This window comes from Mucilaginibacter sp. FW306-07-L (assembly GCF_058782065.1).
This window is the reverse complement of record NZ_JBYSXI010000002.1, coordinates 164,142-184,285: the sequence shown is the minus strand read 5'-3', so window position 1 is coordinate 184,285 and position 20,144 is coordinate 164,142. Positions and strand designations below refer to the sequence as shown.

Sequence of the window (20,144 nt, the reverse complement as noted above, 5' to 3'; positions counted from 1 at the left end):
TACTTTACAAGCAATGAAAAAAATTAGTTTTCGTTCTATTGCGCTCGCCTGCCTTTTATCGGCGGGTGTGGCACATGCCCAGGACAGAAAGGCACCTTCGTACCCCTTAGTAACACACAATCCGTATTTCAGTATCTGGTCAAACACCGATAAGCTGACTGAATCATCAACCAACCATTGGACCGGCGCAACGCAATCATTATTAGGCGTTATCAGCGTTGATGGTAAGTTTTACCGCTTTTTAGGCCAGGCTGCTGATAAGTACAAAACCATATTGCCGGCATCTGATGAAAAAGGTTACAGCGTAAAATATACTGAAACCAAGCCTGCCGATGATTGGAACAGCGCGAACTTTAACGATGTTTCATGGAAAACAGGCGCAGCACCATTTGGTGATAACGACCAGGTGAAAACCAGTTGGAAAAGTCATGACCTGTGGGTGCGCCGTACATTCAGCTATACCAAAACTGATCTGAATGAGCTGTATCTGAAGATAAACCACGATGATAATGTTGAGGTATATTTAAATGGTGATAAGATATTTGACCGCGAAGGCTGGACTAATGATTTTAAAATGATCAAGCTGAGCAATAACGTTAAAGGCAAACTTAAAGACGGCGAAAACGTGCTGGCCATCCACGTAGCCAATACCGCCGGTGGCCGTTACCTTGATGCAGGCTTGGTTGAAAAGGTAAAAGATAACAGCAGCGATAAACTGGCCGTAGCTAAGCAAAACGCGGTTGCCGTTAACGCTACCCAAACCATTTATAATTTTACAGCAGGCGGTGTTAACTTGGATGTTACCTTTACCTCGCCGCTATTAATGAGCGATCTGAATCTGATTGCAAGGCCGGTAAGCTATATAGCCTACAAAGCCAAAGCTAATGATGGCAAGAGCCATGCGGTTAAAGTGTTGTTCAGCGCGTCAACAGATGTAGCAGTTAATACGCCGGTGCAGGAGGTTAAAGCTACCAAATACGCTACGCCAAAACTATCCATCCTGAAAGCCGGTACCACCGCGCAGCCGGTGTTGAAGAAAAGTGGCGACGATTTACGTATCGACTGGGGATACATGTATGTTGCAGCCCCTAAGGCGGAGAACGTATCACAATTTATCACTGCCGAAAGCGAAGCAGCTACCGCATTTGTTAGTGGCAGCCGTACATCAACAGCACAGCAAGGCCGTTCGCTGGCGCTTAATACGGTTATCCCATTTGGTACAGTAGGTGCAACCGCTGTCGAAAAATATGTTGAGCTGGGTTATGATGAGGTATATGCTATCCAGTACTTCAAACAAAACCTGCGCCCCTGGTGGAACAATTCAGGCAAGCAAACCATTGAAGGCCAGTTGGCTTTAGCTGCCGATCAGTATAAATCGGTGATCAGTAAATGCCAGGCGTTCGATAAAAGTTTATATGCCGACACTAAGAAATCAGGTGGTGCAAAGTATGCCGACCTTTGTGTGCTGGCTTACCGACAAAGCATCGCGGCGCATAACCTGGTAAAAAGCCCGCAGGGCGATCTGCTTTGGTTATCAAAAGAGAACTTCAGTAACGGATCAATCAACACCGTTGATATTACCTATCCATCAGCGCCAATGTACCTCATTTACAATACCGGTTTACTTAAAGGTATGATGAACGGGATATTCTACTACAGCGAAAGCGGCAAATTCCCTAAAGATTGGGCAGCGCACGATTTGGGTACCTATCCGCTGGCTAACGGCCAAACCTATGGTGAGGATATGCCGGTTGAAGAATCAGGCAACATGATCATCCTTACGGATGCTATTGTAAAAGCAGATGGTAACGCGGCTTATGCTAAAAAACATTGGGATGTATTAAGCAAATGGGTTAATTATCTTGTTCAGGATGGTTTTGATCCTAAAACACAACTATGTACGGATGACTTTGCAGGTCACCTGGCGCGTAATGCCAACTTATCAGCAAAAGCTATTGTAGGTATTGCCTGCTATGCCGATATGGCCCAGCGTTTAGGTGATACTAAAACTGCCGATAAATACCGCGGAATAGCTAAAGGCATGGTAAGCAAATGGATGGAGCTTGCCGGTGATGGCGACCACTACACCCTTACCTTTGAAAATAAAGGCACCTGGAGCCAGAAATATAACATTGTTTGGGATAAGGTATTAGGCCTGAACCTGTTTCCGCAGGAAGTGTATAACAAGGAAATTAAATTCTATCTTACCAAACAAAACGAGTTCGGTTTACCGTTAGATAGCCGTAAAACCTACACAAAATCTGACTGGATATTATGGACAGCAACCCTGGCCAACAATCAAAAGGATTTTGAAGCATTGGTAAACCCGATATGGAAATTCGCTATGGAAACCCCATCACGCGTTCCGTTGAACGACTGGCACGAAACTACCGATGGCAAAATGGTAGGTTTTCAGGCACGTAGTGTGGTAAGCGGTTACTACATGAAGATGCTTTACGATAAGATGAAATCAAAAAAATAAACCGGTTATGTGTTTACCTGAATTGAGAAGAACCTGGCTTTTAGCACTGCTGGCATTGCAGGGGGGCAGCCTGATGGCGCAAACCGCAACGGCCATTAAGCAGGTTGATAACAGCAAGGTTAATAGTTACTACACATCAAACAAGGCCCCGTTACGGCAGCAATACTTTGTAAAGCTGCCGGTAACGGCCATTAAACCCGGCGGCTGGCTGTTAAAGCAACTCGAGTTGCAGCGCGATGGCCTGACGGGTAACCTCGGCGAGATCAGTATATGGTTGTCAAAAAAGGATAATGCCTGGTTAAGCAAGGATGGCAAGGGCAAGTACGGTTGGGAAGAACTGCCGTACTGGTTAAAAGGATACGGCGATATGGCCTATGTGCTTAAAGACCCGAAGATGCTGAAAGAAACCAAATTCTGGATAGAGGCGGTGCTTACCAACCAGCGCGATAATGGTGATTTTGGTCCGGATGTAGAAAAAGGTCCCGGCAAGCGCGACTTGTGGACGAACATGCCGATGCTTTGGTGCCTGCAATCATATTACGATTATTCAAAAGATCCGCGTGTGCTTGATGTAATGACCAAGTACTTCAAATGGCAGCTAAGCATTCCGGATGATAAATTTTTAGAGGATTACTGGGAGAAAAGCCGCGGCGGCGATAACATGCTGAGCGTTTACTGGCTGTATAACCGTACCGGCAATAAGTTTTTGCTTGACCTGGCTACCAAGCTGGATAAAAACACATCCGACTGGCGGCAAAAGGGCAACCTGCCCAACTGGCATAACGTGAACATAGCGCAATGCTTTCGCGAGCCGGCTACTTATTACCTGCAAAGTAATAACCCTGCCGACCTGCAGGCTACTTATGATGTATTTAAACTGACACGTGATATTTATGGGCAGGTGCCCGGCGGTATGTTCGGTGCGGACGAAAATGCCCGTAAAGGTTATGATGACCCGCGCCAGGCCGTTGAAACCTGCGGACTGGTAGAGCAAATGACATCAGACCAATACCTGCTGCAATTTACCGGCGATACCTTTTGGGCCGATAACTGTGAGGACGTAGCCTTCAATACCTTCCCGGCGGCATTTACGTCGGATTATAAGGCCTTGCGATACCTTACCGCGCCAAACATGGTCGTAAGCGATAGCAAGAACCATTCGCCTGGTATTGACAACACCGGTCCGTTTTTGGCCATGAACCCTTTCAGCAGCCGTTGCTGCCAACATAACCACTCGGCGGGGTGGGTGTATTATAACGAGAATAGCTGGATGGCTACGCCTGATAATGGTGTCGCGGCGCTGCTTTACGCTCCTGGCGAAGTTACCGCCAAGGTAGGTACGGGTGGCTTAACCAAGATCATCACCACAACGCAGTACCCTTTCAATGATGTGATCGACATGAAAGTGATCACCTTTGATAAAAACGCTTTCCCGGTTTATTTGCGTGTACCTGCCTGGTGCAGCGCTCCTGTAGTAAAGGTTAACGGCAAGGTAGTAAAGGTTACCGCGCAGGGCGGCGAATACATTAAGTTGGATAACACCTGGAAAAACGGCGACAAGATAAGCCTGCAACTGCCTATGAAGATAGCGGTTAGGCAATGGGCTAAAAATAAGAACAGCGCCAGCGTAAATTATGGGCCGCTTACTTACTCGCTTAAAATAGATGAGCGTTACGAGAAAAAGGACAGCAAGCAAACCGCCATTGGCGATTCGCAATGGCAGGAGAATGCCGATCCGGTGAAATGGCCAAGCTGGGAGATCTACCCCGCATCACCCTGGAACTATGGGTTGTTGCTGAACAGTCAAAAGCCGGAGCAATCATTCACGGTAGTAAAAGGCACTTGGCCCGCGGATAATAATCCGTTCACCAACAAATCCGCCCCCCTTATGCTAAAGGCAAGCGGTAAGCAAATACCGGGCTGGCAGATAGATCAGTATGGTTTATGCGGTGTATTGCCGCAAAGCCCGGTTAAAACCGAGCAGCCGCAAACCAATCTTACATTGGTGCCTATGGGCGGAGCAAGGTTACGTATCTCATCCTTCCCGGTGGTGGTACAATAATCTGCAAATAGTAGGATAATTCATTTCAGCAAGGCGTGAAAGTACATACTTTCACGCCTTGCTTGTTTATGCACGGTTTATCAGTAACAAATAAAGTACAACATAAATCGGTACTAAAAAATACATACATTAGCGCAAACCCAATTATAACCGTTACCTTTTTTATGGATCAAAAACCCAAACTAACCGACAAAAAATATCTTGTTGTTTTTGCTTTTGTAACCTCATTATTTATGCTGTGGGGTATAGCCATCACCATGGGCGATGTACTGAACAAGCATTTTCAAACTGTACTAAGTTTGAGCAAATCACAATCGGCCTATGTGCAGGTTTCTATATTCGGTGCCTATTTTATTATGGGTATACCGGCAGGTATCTTCATGAAAAAATTCGGGTATAAAAATGGGGTATTGCTGGGGTTATTTTTATACGCTTTAGGGGCGTTTTTATTTGTACCTGCTGCAGGTGCCGTATCCTTTACGTTTTTTAGGGTGGCCTTATTTGTTTTAGCCTGCGGCCTGGCTACATTGGAAACTGTTGCTCACCCGTTTGTTGCCGCCCTGGGCGATCAGCGTACGAGTGACCAGCGTATAAACTTCGCGCAATCTTTTAACGGTGTTGGCGCCATATTAGGCCCATCAATAGGTAGTTACTTTATATTGAGGGGAGTGGATGCCGGTTCGGTAGATTTAACATCGGTAAAGGTTTTATATGTAGTAATTGGCGCTGTTATAGCACTGATAGGTATTATCTTTTCTTTTGTAAAGGTACCTGTGTTGAATGATCCTCATGTTATAGCTACAGATACCTACGCGATAGACGCGAACGAAAATGTAAAGGAAGGTTTTTGGCAGGAGTTAAGCTGGTTGTCAAAAAGAAAGCATTATGTTTTCGCGGTAATAGCGCAGTTGTTCAATGTTGCGGCACAGGGTGGTACCTGGGCATTCTTTATAAACTACGGCGAAGAGGTGATGGGTTTTGATTCTGAAAAAGCCGGTTATTTTTTGTCGTTAAGTATGGTGATGCTCATGGCTGGCCGGTTCATCGGTACCTTGTTAATGAGTTACATTGCTCCAAATAAGCTGCTGGCCATATTTGCAACCGGCGCTATTGTAATGTGTGTGGTAGCCGCGCAGGGTTACGGCTGGGCATCATACGTGGCATTGATACTAATCAATTTCTTCTTCAGCATCATGTTCCCAACCATATTTAGCCTTGGGCTGAAGGATCTGGGTAAGCATACTGAGCAGGCTTCTTCATTCATTGTAATGGGTGTTGTTGGTGGTGCGCTGTTCCCGCCAATTATGGGTTTAATTGCCAATACCGATGTTGCAAAAGCTTACTATCTGCCTATAATATGTTACACGGTTATCGGCCTTTTCGGGTTTCTGTATCCAAAGCTGAACAAGAATGTTAAGGGTGCTTAATAATTGTATTTGTTACAGTTGATGTAAATATTTATAATTACACCTTTATTAACCTACAGTTCATAATTCATGCATAAGTATACGGGTGAAACTCCGGTTTTGGTAGCTGCCGATTGTATCATTTTCGGTTTCGACGGATGGAACATCAAGCTGCTGCTGGTTCAGCGTAACCTCGATCCCGAAAAAGGTAAATGGAGTTTAATGGGCGGTTTTATGCAGCCCGGCGAATCGCCCGATGATGCCGCTAACCGTGTGCTTGAGCAGCGTACCGGCCTCAAAAATGTTTACATGGATCAGTTGCGCGTATTCGGCAAGCCCGACCGTGACCCCGGCGAACGTGCCTTGTCAATTGCCTACTACGCGCTGATCGACATCAACGAGTACGAAAAGCAACTGAACGATGAGCACCATGCCGAGTGGTTTTTACCCGAGGAAATGCCAGAACTGATATTCGACCATACCGAAATGGTGAAGCTGGCCCGCAGGCAGTTAATGTATAAGGCGGCACTGCATCCCATATTGTTCCAGCTACTGCCCGAAAAGTTTACCATCCCCCAGTTGCAGGCTTTGTATGAGGGTGTTTATCAAACCAAGTTTGACGACCGCAACTTCAGCCGTAAGCTGCTTTCAACAGGTTTGCTTATCAAACTGAGCGAAAAGGACAAGCAATCCTCCAAAAAGGGCGCGTTCTATTATACCTTAGATCAATCGCACTACGAGGAAAACTTTGAATCATTCCTGAACCTGGTACCTAATCCGAATAAATTTTTTCTGTAAACGTAATATTCACTATATTTATTAACCAAGCAATTATAACCGGTTAATAAACTTACGTGCGTTTTCTTCATTACACTTTCTTGTTGTGCCTGCTGATAGCCTGCACCCAGTTAGCCGGTGCGCAGAGCTATACTACCAGCAGGGGCACCAAATTCTGGGTGGCCTACACCGAGCATATATCCGCTACGAGTACGCGAGCGAGGGATAGCCGGATGGTATTGTATATCGCTTCCGACGTTGGGACGTCAGGCAAGGTAAGCATTGCCGACGGTGGCTTCAGTACAAACTTTACCGTGCCCGCCAACGGGGTAGCTGAGGTAGAGATACCGGCTTATGCACAGTTAATAGGCACGGGTACAAAACTAAAGGGGATATATGTGGAGGCTAAAAAGCCTGTAGCGGTTTACGCGCATATCTTCGCCTTATCGGTATCAGGGGCTACGCTGGTGTTGCCTGTTAACACGCTTGGTAAGGATTACTATACCATTAATTACACCCAAAAATCCAATTCGTTAGATAAGGATCAGGATGAAAGTGTAAGCTATTCGCAATTCGCCGTTATTGCAACCGAGGATAATACAACCGTAGAAATTACGCCCAGCCAGACACTCAGGGATGGTAACGCCGCCCGTGTGCCCTTTTCAAAAAAACTTAAAAAGGGCGAGGTTTACCAGGGCCAATCAGAAACGGACCTGACCGGTACCCGCATACGTTCGATAAGTACTAACAACGAGGGGTGTAAAAAAATAGCCGTATTTGCAGGCAGTACCAAATTGGCTATAGGGTGCGAACGGACAAATTATTCATCAGACAACGTAATTCAGCAGGTTTACCCAACAGCAACATGGGGTAAAAGTTATATTACCGTACCGCTTAAAGGCAGGGCATATGATATTTTCAGGGTGGTACTTAGTGAGCGGAACACGGCTATAACCCTTAACGGCACGCTCATGAACCCGCCGCCGACAGGCGTTAATTACATTGAATTTTCATCATCCCGAACTAATGTGATTAGTGCCGATAAACCCATACAGGTGGTGCAATACGCGGTTACACAAACACAAACCGAAAATTGCATACCCAATAACGAGCGGCTTGGCGACCCGGAGATGATCTACCTGAACCCGCTTGAGCAAACGCTTGACAAGGTTATACTGTACTCCGCAAGAAACTATAATATACAAGCCAATACCATCAATGTTGTTATAAAAACTGCTTATGTGCCTACATTTAAGCTGGATGGTCAGCCTTACACGAGTTTTACTACGGTACCCGCCAATACCGCTTATTCCTACGCGCAGATAGGTGTATTTAGCGGGGTGCATAATCTGTCGGCAGCAAGCGGCTTCAATGCCACGGCCTATGGTTTCGGGCAGTTTGAATCCTACGGTTATGCGGCGGGTGCCAATGTTGAAAATTTAAATGAGCGGATAGTACTGACCTCGCCAGCAGGTACTGATACGCGTTTGGCGGGCTGCTCAAAAGTTGATTATGGTTTACAGCTAACATTACCCTATCCAACCAATGCCATCAAGTGGATTTTGCATGATAGTACCGAGGTAAATCAAAATAACCCGGCTTTTACTATAGCCAATGTTAACGGCAATACAGTTTATAATTACCGTTTTACTGATGTTGTGCAGTATAAGCCGGGTGATTATGTAGTTAAAGCCCTGGTAAACCCCGCCCTGGATGATGATTGCGGCTCAACCCGCGAAGTGGAGTTTTCATTTAATATATCCGATCCGCCTAAGGCTGATTTTAAGGCACCAAACGTATGCCTTAAAAACGAGATGCTTTTTGCGGATAGCAGCAAGGCTCCCGGCAATGCCATAAAAACCTGGTACTGGGATTTTGGTGATGGCAGTACTTCTGATGTTCAGTCGCCCACGCATTTATATACCACGCCCGGTACCTTTAAGGTAAGGCTGATGGTGACTAACGAAAACGGTTGCAGTGACGAGCTTACAAAACCCGTTACGGTATTGCCTTTACCTGTAGCCGATTTTACCTATCCCGCGTTATTATGCTCGGCAGGGCAAACAGTTCGGTTAACAGGTACATCGCCAACATTGAATGATATTGCCGAGTGGCAGGTTGATTTCGGCGACGGAGCGCCCTTGGTTTCATTTGTTGATAATAAGCTCGCTCATCAATACAGCAGGGGTGGGGTGTATAAAGTAACGCTGTGGGTGCGTTCAAAGTTGACAGGCTGTTATAGTGATGCTGTTACCCGCAACTTAATCATCAATACATCGCCGATACCGGCTTTTACCGTGCCCGAGGTTTGTATTGCCGATATAGCAAAGTTTGAAAATACCACCTTGCTGGCCGATGGTACAGCCGGGCAAATTACCTATTTATGGAATTTCGGCGATCCTGCATCGGGTACAAATAATAGCAGTGCCGCTAAAAACGGCGAACATAGATATGCCGTACCGGGGCGTTACAAAGTTACGCTTACGGCTATGAACGATAATGGCTGCATGTTGAGCCACGAGGACGAAATAATAGTAAACGGCAATACTTTTGGCGGCGGTATCGATGTAGATAACCGTAACAATCTCTGCGTAATTGAACCAGTAGCGTTTATCAATAAAGCCACCCTTAACAGCGGCGAAATATTAAAGGTAGAATGGTATTTTGATGTGCTGAATAAGCCCAATGAAAAGGTAACTTATACAAAAGATAATATGCCTGCCAATGATAGGGTAACCTACTTATATGAGGCATTTTCGGCACCTGCTACTAAAACGGTACGTGTTAAAATGGTAACTTATTCGGGGCAGGATTGCCGGGAGGAGTACATAACGGATATAACCCTTTACGCCCAGCCGCAAATAACTATCTCCTCATCCGCGGGGTTTGCCGTATGTGAAGATGCCGCGCCGGTGCAGTTTACAGCAGATTTTAACGGACTAAACGGCACAGGTACATTCACAGGAGCCGGTATTACAGCGGCAGGTACGTTTAACCCGGCCGGTGCGGGTGCCGGTACGCACAGCCTCACCTATACCTTTCAATCCGTAAATGGGTGCCCGGCTATCAAAACTTTTGAGGTAGTGGTTAGTAAATTGCCTGTAGTTACTGTACCTGATGCGGTGAATGTATTTTACAATCGCCCGATGCAGGCTAATTTGCAAGCCTCAGGCGATAACTTAACCTACAAATGGATGCCATCCATCGGTCTGGACAGGGATGACGTGCTGAATCCCCGCATTACACTTAATGGCGATATGAGCTACAGGCTTACCGTAACCTCGGCAACTTGCAGTATTACCAAAACCGTTAATGTAAAAGTTCACCAGGAACTAACCATACCCAATACCTTTACACCTAATGGTGATGGTATAAACGATACCTGGAATATCGACCTGTTAAAAAGCTTTCCGGATTGTGTGCTCACGGTAGTTAACCGCAACGGCGTTAAGGTATTTGCCTCCAAAGGATACCCAACACCGTGGAATGGCACCATCAATGGCAACCAGTTACCGGCAGGCACTTACTACTATACACTCGATCTGAAAGATGGTACCAGGCCTTACAGCGGTTACCTTACCCTGCTTAAATAGTATTACAACTCCTTACGCAACCGGGCTACGGGTATGTTCATCTGCTCGCGGTATTTGGCTACGGTACGTCGTGCAATGTTGTAACCGGCCTCTTTAAGTATATCGGTCAGCTTTTCATCGGCCAGCGGGTGGCGTTTATCTTCCCGGCCAATGTGTTCTTCCAATATTTTTTTAACCTCTTTGTTTGATACTTCTTCGCCGCTTTCGGTTTGTATCGCCTCAGAGAAGAACGATTTTAGCAAAAAGGTGCCATGCTCGGTTTGTACATATTTTGAGTTAGCCACCCGCGATACGGTTGAAATATCCATGCCGATCTTATCCGCGATATCTTTCAATATCATGGGGCGCAGGTTTTTATCATCACCCGTTAAAAAAAAGTCGTACTGGTATTGCATTATGGCATTCATGGTTTTAAGCAGGGTTTGCTGGCGCTGCTTAATGGCATCAATAAACCATTTGGCCGAGTCGAGCTTTTGCTTAACAAACTGCACCGCCTCTTTCATTTTTTTATCCTTTTGGGATGCCTTGTCATAATGCTGAAACATCTCCTGGTAAGATCGGCTTACCTTTAGTTCAGGCGCGTTTTTAGCATTCAGCGTAAGTATCAGCACCCCATCATTATTGCTGATGTGAAAATCAGGTATTACCTGCATCTGCTTGGTATTCACCTCGCTCGAGTCGCCCGGTTTGGGGTTAAGTTTCAGTATCTCATTTACAACGGCCCGCAACTCGTTCGAGTTCATGTTTAGCGAACGCTCCAGTTTATCGTAATGCTTGCGTGTAAACTCGGCAAGGTAGTTTTCAACAACCAGGATAGCCTTTTTTACGATAGGATCATTCGCGTCTTTTTTTCGCAATTGTATCAGCAGGCACTCCTGCAAGGTACGCGCGGCTACGCCCGGGGGGTCAAAGCTTTGTATTACCTTCAGCATGTCCTCAACCTCTTCGTCCTCGGCCATCACGTTTGCCGAGAAGGCCAGGTCGTCGGTAAGCGACATGATAGGCCTGCGCAGGTAGCCATCATCATCAAGGCTGCCGATGATCTGCTTTCCTATTAAAAAATCCTTGTCTGACAGCAGGAGCAGGTCCAGTTGTGCCTGCAGGTTTTCAATAAACGAGCTTTGAATGGCGATAGGCATCTCCTTCTTATCTTCCTCATCATCCCCATTCTGGTCATAGCGCGATCCGTAATCGTTTACGCTGTCGTCCTGCAAATAATCATCTATATTAAACTCATCAGCCTCACCGCCTTCGTGGTCCGAACTGCTAAAGTCGTCGTCCGGGTCGCGGTCAGGGTATTGTTCTTCAGGTTCACTCAGTGTCAGGCTAAAATCTTCAAGTGCCGGGTTATCTTCCAGTTCCTCTTTAATACGGGTATCTAATGAAACAGTAGGCACCTGCAACAACTTTATAAATTGTATTTGCTGCGGCGAGAGCTTTTGTAATAGCTTTTGTTGAAGGTTTTGTTTTAACATAATCAGTAAGGCCAAAATTACATCAATTAGGCATAACTTTATAAAAAGTTACATTATTGACCGGGTAATGATGTAAAAGGTTAAAACGAATACATTTGTTTTAACATGATATTATTTTTTACCTTAGTTAAAACTTAAATTATTTGAAATATGGGCTTTGCAAAGGAATTTAAAGAATTTGCCATGCGTGGCAACGTGGTTGACCTTGCAGTAGGTGTTATTATTGGTGCCGCTTTTGGCAAAATTGTAACCTCGCTGGTTAACGATGTAATTATGCCGCCAATAGGTTACGTAACCGGCGGAGTTGATTTTTCTGATAAGAAGATCCTGCTCAAGGCGGCTGATCCGCTTACAAAAACAGCCGAAGTTTCTATACTGTATGGTAACTTCATCAATACCATAATTCAGTTTCTGATTGTTGCTTTTTGTATTTTTATTGTGGTTAAAGGCATCAATTCCCTTAAAAAGAAAGAGGAGGCTGCCCCCTCAGCGCCATCTGCGCCAAGCAAAGAAGAAGTTTTATTGGCAGAGATACGCGATATTTTGGCCAGCAAATCAGCATAATACGGTATATGTTGATAAATACCTAAGTATACTACAATTATTAGTCGGCAGAGTGTTTGATAAAAACAAAAAAAGCACTACATTTGCGCTCTTGTTTTAAAAACGATATAACGACGAATAACAATATACAGCGATGAAAAGAACGTTTCAGCCATCTCAAAGAAAAAGAAGAAATAAACACGGTTTCCGTGAGCGTATGTCAACTGCTAACGGCAGAAGGGTTTTAGCTTCAAGAAGAGCTAAAGGCAGAAAAAGATTAAGCGTGTCTGACGAGCGTCGTCACAAAGCTTAATTCCGCTTACACCAGTTGCGGTTATCCGGGGCTTAGCCGTTTATTATTTATTTGGTTAAACCGCTGCAACTACAACTATGTATACTTTTAAAAAAGAAGAACGGTTATGTAATAAACGGCTTATTGTCGGTTTGTACCATAACGGTTCTTCTTTTTTATGTTACCCCTTCAAGGTATCATGGATGCCATTACCTACTGATGAGCAACCGGTTGCGCCTGTACAAATACTTTTCTCGGTACCTAAAAAGCGTTTTAAAAGGGCGGTAGACCGTAACATGCTTAAACGCCGCTCGCGCGAGGCATACCGCCTGCACAAGCAGCAGCTTCTTTACAGCCAGCTATCCGGCAAACAGATCATACTTTCATTAACCTATATAGGTAAGGAAATTGCCGAATATACGTTTATTGAAAAAAAGATGGTTAAGTTGCTTGCACAGTTAAGCGGAGAGGTACTTAAATGAAATGGCTGGTAAATTTGTTTAAAAGCGTTATCGGCGCTTTTTTTATCCTGCTTATTCGTTTATACCAGTATTTACTGTCGCCTTTATTGGGTGCCGCCTGCCGGTATACGCCCTCATGCTCGCAATATGGGGTAGAGGCTGTAAAAAAGCATGGTGCTTTTAAAGGCGGATGGTTAACTTTGAAGCGCATTGCACGGTGCAATCCCTGGGGCGGCCACGGGCACGATCCGGTACCTGATTGATTTGTTTTTTATGAATACCATACTCCAGATTGAAACTGCTACCACAGCCTGTTCAGTAGCCATAGCTGTAAACGGCGAGGTAACGGCGGTAAAAACCATAAACCAGCGTAACATACATGCCGAGGTTATTACCCTGTATGTTGATGAACTGCTTAATAACGCGGGCATTGATTATAGTGCGCTTGATGCGGTAGCGGTTAGTGCCGGGCCAGGCTCCTATACCGGTTTACGCATTGGTATTTCCACCGCTAAAGGTTTATGTTTCGCATTGGATAAGCCGTTGATAGCTGTTGAAACGTTAGAGGCCATGACGCATGGTTTTATCAGCTCAGGCTTGGTTGAAATTACTTCCGAAACCCTGTTATGCCCCATGGTCGATGCCCGCCGGATGGAGGTTTATACCGCTATATTTGATGCGCAAGGCAACCGTCTGAAGGAAACATCGGCAGAGATCATAGATACGGACAGTTACACCACAGAACTGGCGAATAATAGGATAATATTTTTTGGTGACGGGGCTCCTAAGTTTCAGGATGTGTTAACGCATAACAACGCGGTGATCGTGCCTGAATTTATTAACTCAGCGGCCTATCTTACCAAAACCGCTCTGCAAAAGTTCAATGCCGGGCAGTTTGAGGATGTGGCTTATTATGAGCCCTTTTACCTTAAAGATTTTATTGTCGGTAAAAAGGCGTTATAATTCGCCGCCGCCTTTACGCTTCCCGAATATTTTATCAAAGAACCGGGCGAAGAAGCCCTTTTCTTCGCCCATAGGTATATAGCTGGCATTGAGCGGACTCTCAATCGGCCTGCCAAATTTAAGCGAGAAGCCTAAAAAGAAATCAGCACCCGTATAAGGCGTATTGTAACCCGTACGCTGTAAAATTATACGCCCGGTAGGTAACAGCCTTTCCGAGCCGATATAGAATTCAGCATTTGGAGATTTATACATTAACTGCCCGCCAAAGTTGAATAAGCGCAGATCGTTATAAGAAAAAGTAGTAGTGGCCGTAAAGTTATTGTATTGCAAATGATTGACCAGTGCGCCGGTAAGGCCGGAATAAAACAGGTTTTTCTGAACGATCAATGTTGGCAACAGGCCAAAGGTACGGTCGTAATTAAAAAAGAACTTTTTGGCGATGCTGGCCTCGGCAATACCATCAGTAGCTGTGGTAAACGAGCCGGTATACAAATAGCCCGATTTCAGCAGGTTTGATAGCTGTGTTTTTACACTGTCTTCGCGCCAGGGCTTAGAAAGATCGGTAAGCGTGGTTGAGCCTAATACCCGGTAAGTATTTGATTTTCCGCTCCAATGTATAAAACCGAGGTCTTTCACGTTGCCCTGTAATATATAACCTTCTTCTGTTTTATAAGAGCCGCCAATGGATACCGAAGCACCCGGATTGCGGAAGTTTGGCTTAAAAGTACTGGCTTTAAACTGGCCCGCGTTTTTGCTGGCATAATACAGGCCATCCAGAGAGATAGAAGCCTGGTCGGCCGGTTTATCAAACGCGATGCTTGACCGGTTCATGACAACCTCCTGGTACTGTAAACCCATCAAAAAGTTTACCTTAAAGCCAAATGCCGCCCGTTTGCTTAGCTTTTCGCGGTACGAGAAACCTAACTGGTGATAGGTTTGATAACGCCCGCTGCTATTCAGCACATCATCATACGCGCGGTTTTGAAAGTTTGCCGAACCGTTAAACAGCGCTATGGTTTCATCGGTAATGGTGCCTTGCGCTTCGCCTTTTGTTTTAAAGGAAAGGCCCATCTCCTTATCACCCCTCATATCGGCATACCATTTAAACATCAGCAGGTAAACGCCGGTATTGCCTGCCACATGGTTTAATCTGCCGTTGCCTACTTCCAGTTTGGAGTTATCATAACGTTCGTCAAACAAGCGGGTTTGTATGGAGCGTTGGGCGTTACCGGTTAAAAAAGCATAGCCTCCAAAATTGGGTATCAAAAAGTTGGATGCCATGTTGTAACTGGAGTCACGAATAAAAGATCGCTGCGATGGGTTTTCGAACGAATCAAAAAGTGTACCGGTATTGTATTGTGAAAACTGCTGCGCTGCTGCAAACAAAGGGGCCGACAGTAGTAACAGTAGTAGAAGTTTCTTCATATAAAAGCTTGGATTTTAACCCCGTATGTGTGCGCGTTTTGCTTGCGGTATTGCTGCCAGTTAAACGCTTATCTGCCGTTATGGTTGTTAAAAATATTAAATACTTGGTTAGTTTGCAACAAGAGGCTCCACATCGGCCTTTTCGGGGTTGGCACCTATGCAAAAATTGGTGTAAAAGCTGTTGCCCGCAGCCGTTAACTGGTACGATGCACCGTACACATCCTGCCAACCCGATTTATCGTCATTAAATGCACGGTAGGTTTCCTTACGCATACTGCGCCTGAAAACGTACCGTGCGTTTTTGCTGTTTACAAAATAACATATATTGCTGCGTTGCGTCATCAGGTTATCAAAGTTGGTATAACCATCCGCTTTTACCAAAAATTTGCGGTTGATGTAGCTTTCATAATAACTTTGAATCTCCTGGTAGGTGGTAGCCAGTATCAGGTAATTATCAATAATCATAAAGTATGGTTTGCGGAAACCGCCAAAGGCATCGCCCAGCAAATAATACATCACCCGGTCATAATTCAGGCGGCCGCTGTTCTCGCTCATACCTGTGCTGATGTTTAAAAAATGCGGTAATAGTTTTGATCCATCCTTTAAAGCCACTATGGCCACCTTTTCCTGAAAGCGGGTGGTAAGTACGGCAAACTCATTCCCGGCTAGTTTATTAAAAGCCTGGCGTATGTTCACACCTGTTTCAGTTTTTATGGTATTGTATAAGCTGTTTTCTTTTTTGCTGATGCCGGTATTTTGCTGCCACTTATCCAGGTCGGTAAAAAATTGCTGCGGGTTTGACAGGGCAAAGCTGTTATAATAAGCCGTGGTTGAGGGTAATATGCCTTTTAAATGGTTATCAACCGGTTTCTGGTTAATAAAAACATTAAGGTAACCGTGCCTGCCGCCCGGTATCAGGGTTGATGTACCGTTAAACATCAGCGCGTCGCTTTTATAATTCAGGCTTAATATAGCGGTTGATGCCAGTCCATAAACTTCGGCGGGTAAGTTATTCGTGCTTGTAAAATAGCTTTTTAGCAATGGGTTGAACTGCTGGTAATTAACGTACAAATTAGCCAGGGCGTTGCTGTTTTGCTGGGAAGGGGCAACAGCGTAATTAGTTTTATCGGCCTCGAAACCGGCCGCTGCCTGTATCAGCTCTTTTGAAAAACTGCCCGAGTAAATGCCACGGCCCTTGGTTATTATAAAAAAGCGTTTTTTTATCGGCTTTATATAAATAGCGTAACCCTTGTGCTTATTTAAACTGTAGGGTGATACCAGTAATTGCCGGTTACTTTTCAGTAACTCTAAATTAGCGGCTTTAAAACCCTTTGGCGCAACAGCTGTTAGCAGTAGGGTGGTACCGGTATCTGATGGGTGTACGGATATAAAAACATGCTGATTGGCAAACAACGCGCCAGTATCGTTAGTGGTCGTCAGTACCTTGCGCAGGGTGTCCAGTTCGTCAAGGTTTTCCTTGCCGGATAGCGCGGTAAGCAGTTTGTTGCTTTTAAATATATCGTAAAAGCTTTTATCGTTCGGAAACTCAAATACCATTGCGGCATTGGCCGGTATGCTGCGCATTACCTGGCTGGTATGCTGGCCCGGCGGATTCAGGTTTTTAAAATAAGCCACCGTAATATAGCCGCAGGCAACAAGCAAAATAACCGTAATAAAAATTATCCGTTTCATTTATATGTTTGCACGTGCAAGTTATGTAAATTATGGCACTGCGGTAAACGTTTACTTGCCAAAATTAAGCTAACTTAGTTTTTTTATCTGTCAATGAATAAACAAATCATTTTTACAGCCGCAGTATTTGGGGCGGTTGCTGTTATACTTGGTGCCTTTGGCGCGCACGGCCTGCGTGCGTTAATTGCCGAGCGCCAGCTTGAGGTTTGGCAAACCGGCGTACAGTATAATTTTTACCATGTGTTCGCTTTGTTGTTTCTCTCTACATTTACACGCTTTAAAAACAAATTAATTGCCGCTGCCTATTATTTATTTACAACGGGTATCATATTTTTTTCAGGCTCACTATATCTGCTCTCGTGCCGCGAGTTGCTGGGCTGGAGCTGGTTGAGCGTACTTGGCCCCATTACACCGGTTGGGGGGTTATTATTTATTGCCGGTTGGGTATGCCTGGCACTGGCCGCCTTGCGTTACCGTTAATATTATTACATGCTCGAGTTCGCATCATCAAATACATCCGATAGGAAAACGCTTTTTGTTGAAGTTATTTTGCCGCTGGCGATAGCCAAAAACTATACTTACCGCGTGCCTTTTGAAATGAATGATGCCGTTGCCATAGGCAAGCGGGTGGTGGTGCAATTTGGTAAAAGCAAGCTGTATACGGCTATTGTTGCCGGGATAGGTTTGCAGGCACCGGAGAAGTATGAGGCTAAGTACCTGTTAGAGGTGCTGGATGAGCAGCCCATAGTTACGCCATACCAGTTACAGCTTTGGCAATGGATAGCCGAGTATTACATGTGTAACGTAGGCGAGGTAATGAACGCCGCCCTGCCTGCGGCACTAAAGCTGGCCAGTGAAACCAAGATCGTACTGAACAAGGAATATCCTATTGACCGTGCCCAACTGCATGATAAAGAATTTTTAATAGCCGAATCACTCGACCTGCAGCCGGAACTTACGGTGAGCGACATTGCCAAGCTGTTGGGCCAAAAAACGGTGTTGCCGATATTGAAGGGGATGTTTGAAAAAAACATCATCAATATATCCGAAGAGGTGAGCGACCGGTATAAACCCCGCAAGCGTACTTTCATCACACTAAACCCTGTTTATCATAACCAGGATAACCTGCGCGAGTTGTTCAGTATTTTAGAGCGTGCACCTAAACAGGCCGATGCGCTGCTGACGTATATAAAACTGGCCCGTCATCAAAAGGCGGTATCAAAAAATGATATTGTTGAGGAAAGCGGGGCGGGGCCTGCGGTTATAAAGGCACTGATAGAAAAAGAAATATTTTTTGCCGAGGAGAAGAACGTTAGCCGCCTGCATTACGAAAAGGAAAACGATACCGGGATATTTGACCTGAGCGAACAGCAGCAAACTGCCCTTGCCGATATACAGCGGCAGTTTGAGGATAAGGACACCGTATTGCTTTACGGGGTTACTTCATCGGGCAAAACACAAATTTATGTGCGGCTGATTGAGGAGATGATCAACAGTGGCAGGCAAGTGCTTTACCTGTTGCCTGAGATTGCCCTGACCACGCACATCATCGAGCGTTTACGCGCTTATTTTGGCAATAATATAGGCGTATATCACTCTAAATTTAATGATAACGAGCGCGCCGAAGTTTGGCAAAAAGTGTTGAACGGCGATTACCGGGTAATTTTAGGCGCACGTTCATCCGTTTTTTTGCCGTTTGATGATCTGGGGTTGATCATTGTTGACGAGGAGCACGAAACATCCTACAAGCAATTTGACCCGGCACCTCGCTACAACGCCCGCGACGTGGCCATTTATCTTTCGGCTATGTATAAGGCTAAGGTGCTGCTGGGTTCGGCTACACCATCGTTCGAGAGTTATTTTAACGCCCGTGTACATAAATACGGGTTAACCGAGCTGGTGCAGCGTTATGGCGGGGTTGAACTGCCGGATATAGAAGTAGTGAGCATAGCCGAAGAGACCAAGCAAAAAACCATACAATCGCACTTCACCAGCGTGCTGATGAAGGACATGCGGCAGGCCATTGCGGATAAGGAACAGGTGATCCTGTTTCAAAACCGCAGGGGTTACGCGCCCTTGCTGATGTGCCGTACCTGCGCGCATACGCCCAAGTGCATTAATTGCGATGTAAGCCTTACCTACCATAAAAGCAGCGGTAAACTGCATTGCCATTACTGCGGTTATAAAGAAGATTCGCCGTCTGTTTGCCCGGCCTGCGGTTCAACGCACCTGGAGTACAAGGGTTTTGGTACCGAAAAGATAGAGGATGAGTTAAGCTTGTTACTGCCCGAAGCCCGCCTCGCCCGGATGGATATGGATACCACACGCTCGCGCAACGCGCTGCAAAACATCCTGAATAATCTCGAAGAAAAAAAGATAGATGTGCTGGTGGGTACGCAAATGGTAGCCAAGGGGCTTGATTTTGCCGGGGTAACCGTTATCGGTATCATCAATGCGGATAGCCTGCTTAAATTTCCTGATTATAGAGCCAATGAACGCAGCTACCAGTTACTATCGCAGGTGAGCGGCAGGGCAGGGCGAAGGGGCAAACGTGGTAAGGTGGTGATACAAACCTATGATACCGGGCACCGTGTGATACGGCAGGTTATCGAGAATGATTACCACGACCTGTACTTTACCGAAATGGAAGAGCGGCGCAGCTTTAAATATCCGCCGTATTACCGCATTATCAACCTGGATATTAAGCATAAGGATCCGGATGCGTTGTACAACCAGTCGGTTTACCTGGCTAATGAGCTGCGCAAGCAGTTTGGCGATAGGGTAATAGGCCCGGAGGCTCCGCTGGTAAGCCGCATCCGTAATTATTATATCAAAAGCATTATGCTCAAGTTTGAAAAGGACGGTATATCTATCAATAAGGCCAAAGCCGTTATCCGCGAGGTGATCACGCAATTTCAAACCACCAAATTAAGCAAGGGCAGTATCGTTCAGCCGGATGTTGACCCTTATTAA

15 protein-coding genes are annotated in these 20,144 nt (G+C 45.4%); 12 read left to right on the top strand and 3 right to left on the bottom strand.

Annotated elements, in window-relative coordinates; genetic code table 11:
- The first annotated feature begins 13 nt into the window (after positions 1-13).
- The 5 genes from AC3WJC_RS10970 to AC3WJC_RS10950 all read left to right on the top strand — a co-directional run bounded on the left by AC3WJC_RS10970 (position 14) and on the right by AC3WJC_RS10950 (position 10,320).
- Positions 14-2,482 carry a glutaminase family protein gene (locus tag AC3WJC_RS10970; protein WP_492399148.1) on the top strand — a complete coding sequence of 823 codons (2,469 nt, stop codon included), beginning with the start codon at positions 14-16 and terminating at the stop codon, positions 2,480-2,482.
- Between the two features lie 7 nt (positions 2,483-2,489).
- Positions 2,490-4,544, top strand: coding sequence for a beta-L-arabinofuranosidase domain-containing protein (locus AC3WJC_RS10965; RefSeq protein WP_492399147.1), 2,055 nt, complete (start codon positions 2,490-2,492; stop codon positions 4,542-4,544).
- 164 nt (positions 4,545-4,708) lie between these two features.
- Positions 4,709-5,971 (top strand): L-fucose:H+ symporter permease, encoded by a 1,263-nt coding sequence (gene fucP / locus AC3WJC_RS10960; protein WP_492399146.1) that lies wholly within the window; start codon positions 4,709-4,711, stop codon positions 5,969-5,971.
- 69 nt (positions 5,972-6,040) lie between these two features.
- Positions 6,041-6,748, top strand: a complete 708-nt coding sequence (locus AC3WJC_RS10955) for an NUDIX hydrolase (RefSeq protein ID WP_492399145.1) — start codon at positions 6,041-6,043, stop codon at positions 6,746-6,748.
- A gap of 56 nt (positions 6,749-6,804) precedes the next feature.
- Positions 6,805-10,320: a PKD domain-containing protein gene (locus AC3WJC_RS10950; RefSeq protein WP_492399144.1), complete on the top strand. Its 3,516-nt coding sequence runs from the start codon at positions 6,805-6,807 to the stop codon at positions 10,318-10,320.
- 2 nt (positions 10,321-10,322) lie between these two features.
- Here the strand turns inward: AC3WJC_RS10950 and rpoN are convergent, their stop codons facing one another.
- A complete protein-coding gene (gene rpoN / locus AC3WJC_RS10945) occupies positions 10,323-11,795 on the bottom strand; it encodes an RNA polymerase factor sigma-54 (RefSeq protein WP_492399143.1) in 1,473 nt (490 codons plus the stop codon).
- A 150-nt stretch (positions 11,796-11,945) separates the two neighbouring features.
- Here rpoN and mscL point away from each other — a divergent pair, with 150 nt between their 5' ends.
- The 5 genes from mscL (at position 11,946) to tsaB (ending at position 14,054) form a co-directional block, all read left to right on the top strand.
- Positions 11,946-12,359, top strand: a complete 414-nt coding sequence (gene mscL / locus AC3WJC_RS10940; RefSeq protein ID WP_492399142.1) for a large-conductance mechanosensitive channel protein MscL — start codon at positions 11,946-11,948, stop codon at positions 12,357-12,359.
- Between the two features lie 133 nt (positions 12,360-12,492).
- Positions 12,493-12,651 carry a 50S ribosomal protein L34 gene (gene rpmH, locus AC3WJC_RS10935; RefSeq protein ID WP_092390256.1) on the top strand — a complete coding sequence of 53 codons (159 nt, stop codon included), beginning with the start codon at positions 12,493-12,495 and terminating at the stop codon, positions 12,649-12,651.
- A 77-nt stretch (positions 12,652-12,728) separates the two neighbouring features.
- The gene (locus tag AC3WJC_RS10930) at positions 12,729-13,112 is read left to right on the top strand and encodes a ribonuclease P protein component (protein WP_492399141.1); all 384 of its coding nucleotides are present in this window, start codon (positions 12,729-12,731) and stop codon (positions 13,110-13,112) included.
- Positions 13,109-13,354: a membrane protein insertion efficiency factor YidD gene (gene yidD, locus AC3WJC_RS10925; protein ID WP_492399140.1), complete on the top strand. Its 246-nt coding sequence runs from the start codon at positions 13,109-13,111 to the stop codon at positions 13,352-13,354. The genes AC3WJC_RS10930 and yidD overlap by 4 nt, the downstream gene beginning before the upstream one ends.
- 10 nt (positions 13,355-13,364) lie before the next feature.
- A complete protein-coding gene (tsaB, locus tag AC3WJC_RS10920) occupies positions 13,365-14,054 on the top strand; it encodes a tRNA (adenosine(37)-N6)-threonylcarbamoyltransferase complex dimerization subunit type 1 TsaB (RefSeq protein ID WP_492399139.1) in 690 nt (229 codons plus the stop codon).
- Here tsaB and AC3WJC_RS10915 read toward each other — a convergent pair.
- Both AC3WJC_RS10915 and AC3WJC_RS10910 read right to left on the bottom strand, forming a co-directional pair.
- Positions 14,049-15,479 carry a DUF5723 family protein gene (locus AC3WJC_RS10915; RefSeq protein ID WP_492399138.1) on the bottom strand — a complete coding sequence of 477 codons (1,431 nt, stop codon included), beginning with the start codon at positions 15,477-15,479 and terminating at the stop codon, positions 14,049-14,051. The two genes, tsaB and AC3WJC_RS10915, sit on opposite strands and share 6 nt — an antisense overlap.
- Before the next feature lie 108 nt (positions 15,480-15,587).
- Positions 15,588-17,171: a hypothetical protein gene (locus AC3WJC_RS10910; RefSeq protein ID WP_492399137.1), complete on the bottom strand. Its 1,584-nt coding sequence runs from the start codon at positions 17,169-17,171 to the stop codon at positions 15,588-15,590.
- Positions 17,172-17,264: 93 nt separating this feature from the next.
- Between AC3WJC_RS10910 and AC3WJC_RS10905 the strand changes: the two genes are divergently transcribed.
- Together AC3WJC_RS10905 and priA are read left to right on the top strand one after the other, a co-directional pair.
- The gene (locus tag AC3WJC_RS10905; RefSeq protein ID WP_492399136.1) at positions 17,265-17,651 is read left to right on the top strand and encodes a DUF423 domain-containing protein; all 387 of its coding nucleotides are present in this window, start codon (positions 17,265-17,267) and stop codon (positions 17,649-17,651) included.
- Positions 17,652-17,660: 9 nt separating this feature from the next.
- Positions 17,661-20,144, top strand: coding sequence for a replication restart helicase PriA (priA, locus tag AC3WJC_RS10900; protein WP_492399135.1), 2,484 nt, complete (start codon positions 17,661-17,663; stop codon positions 20,142-20,144).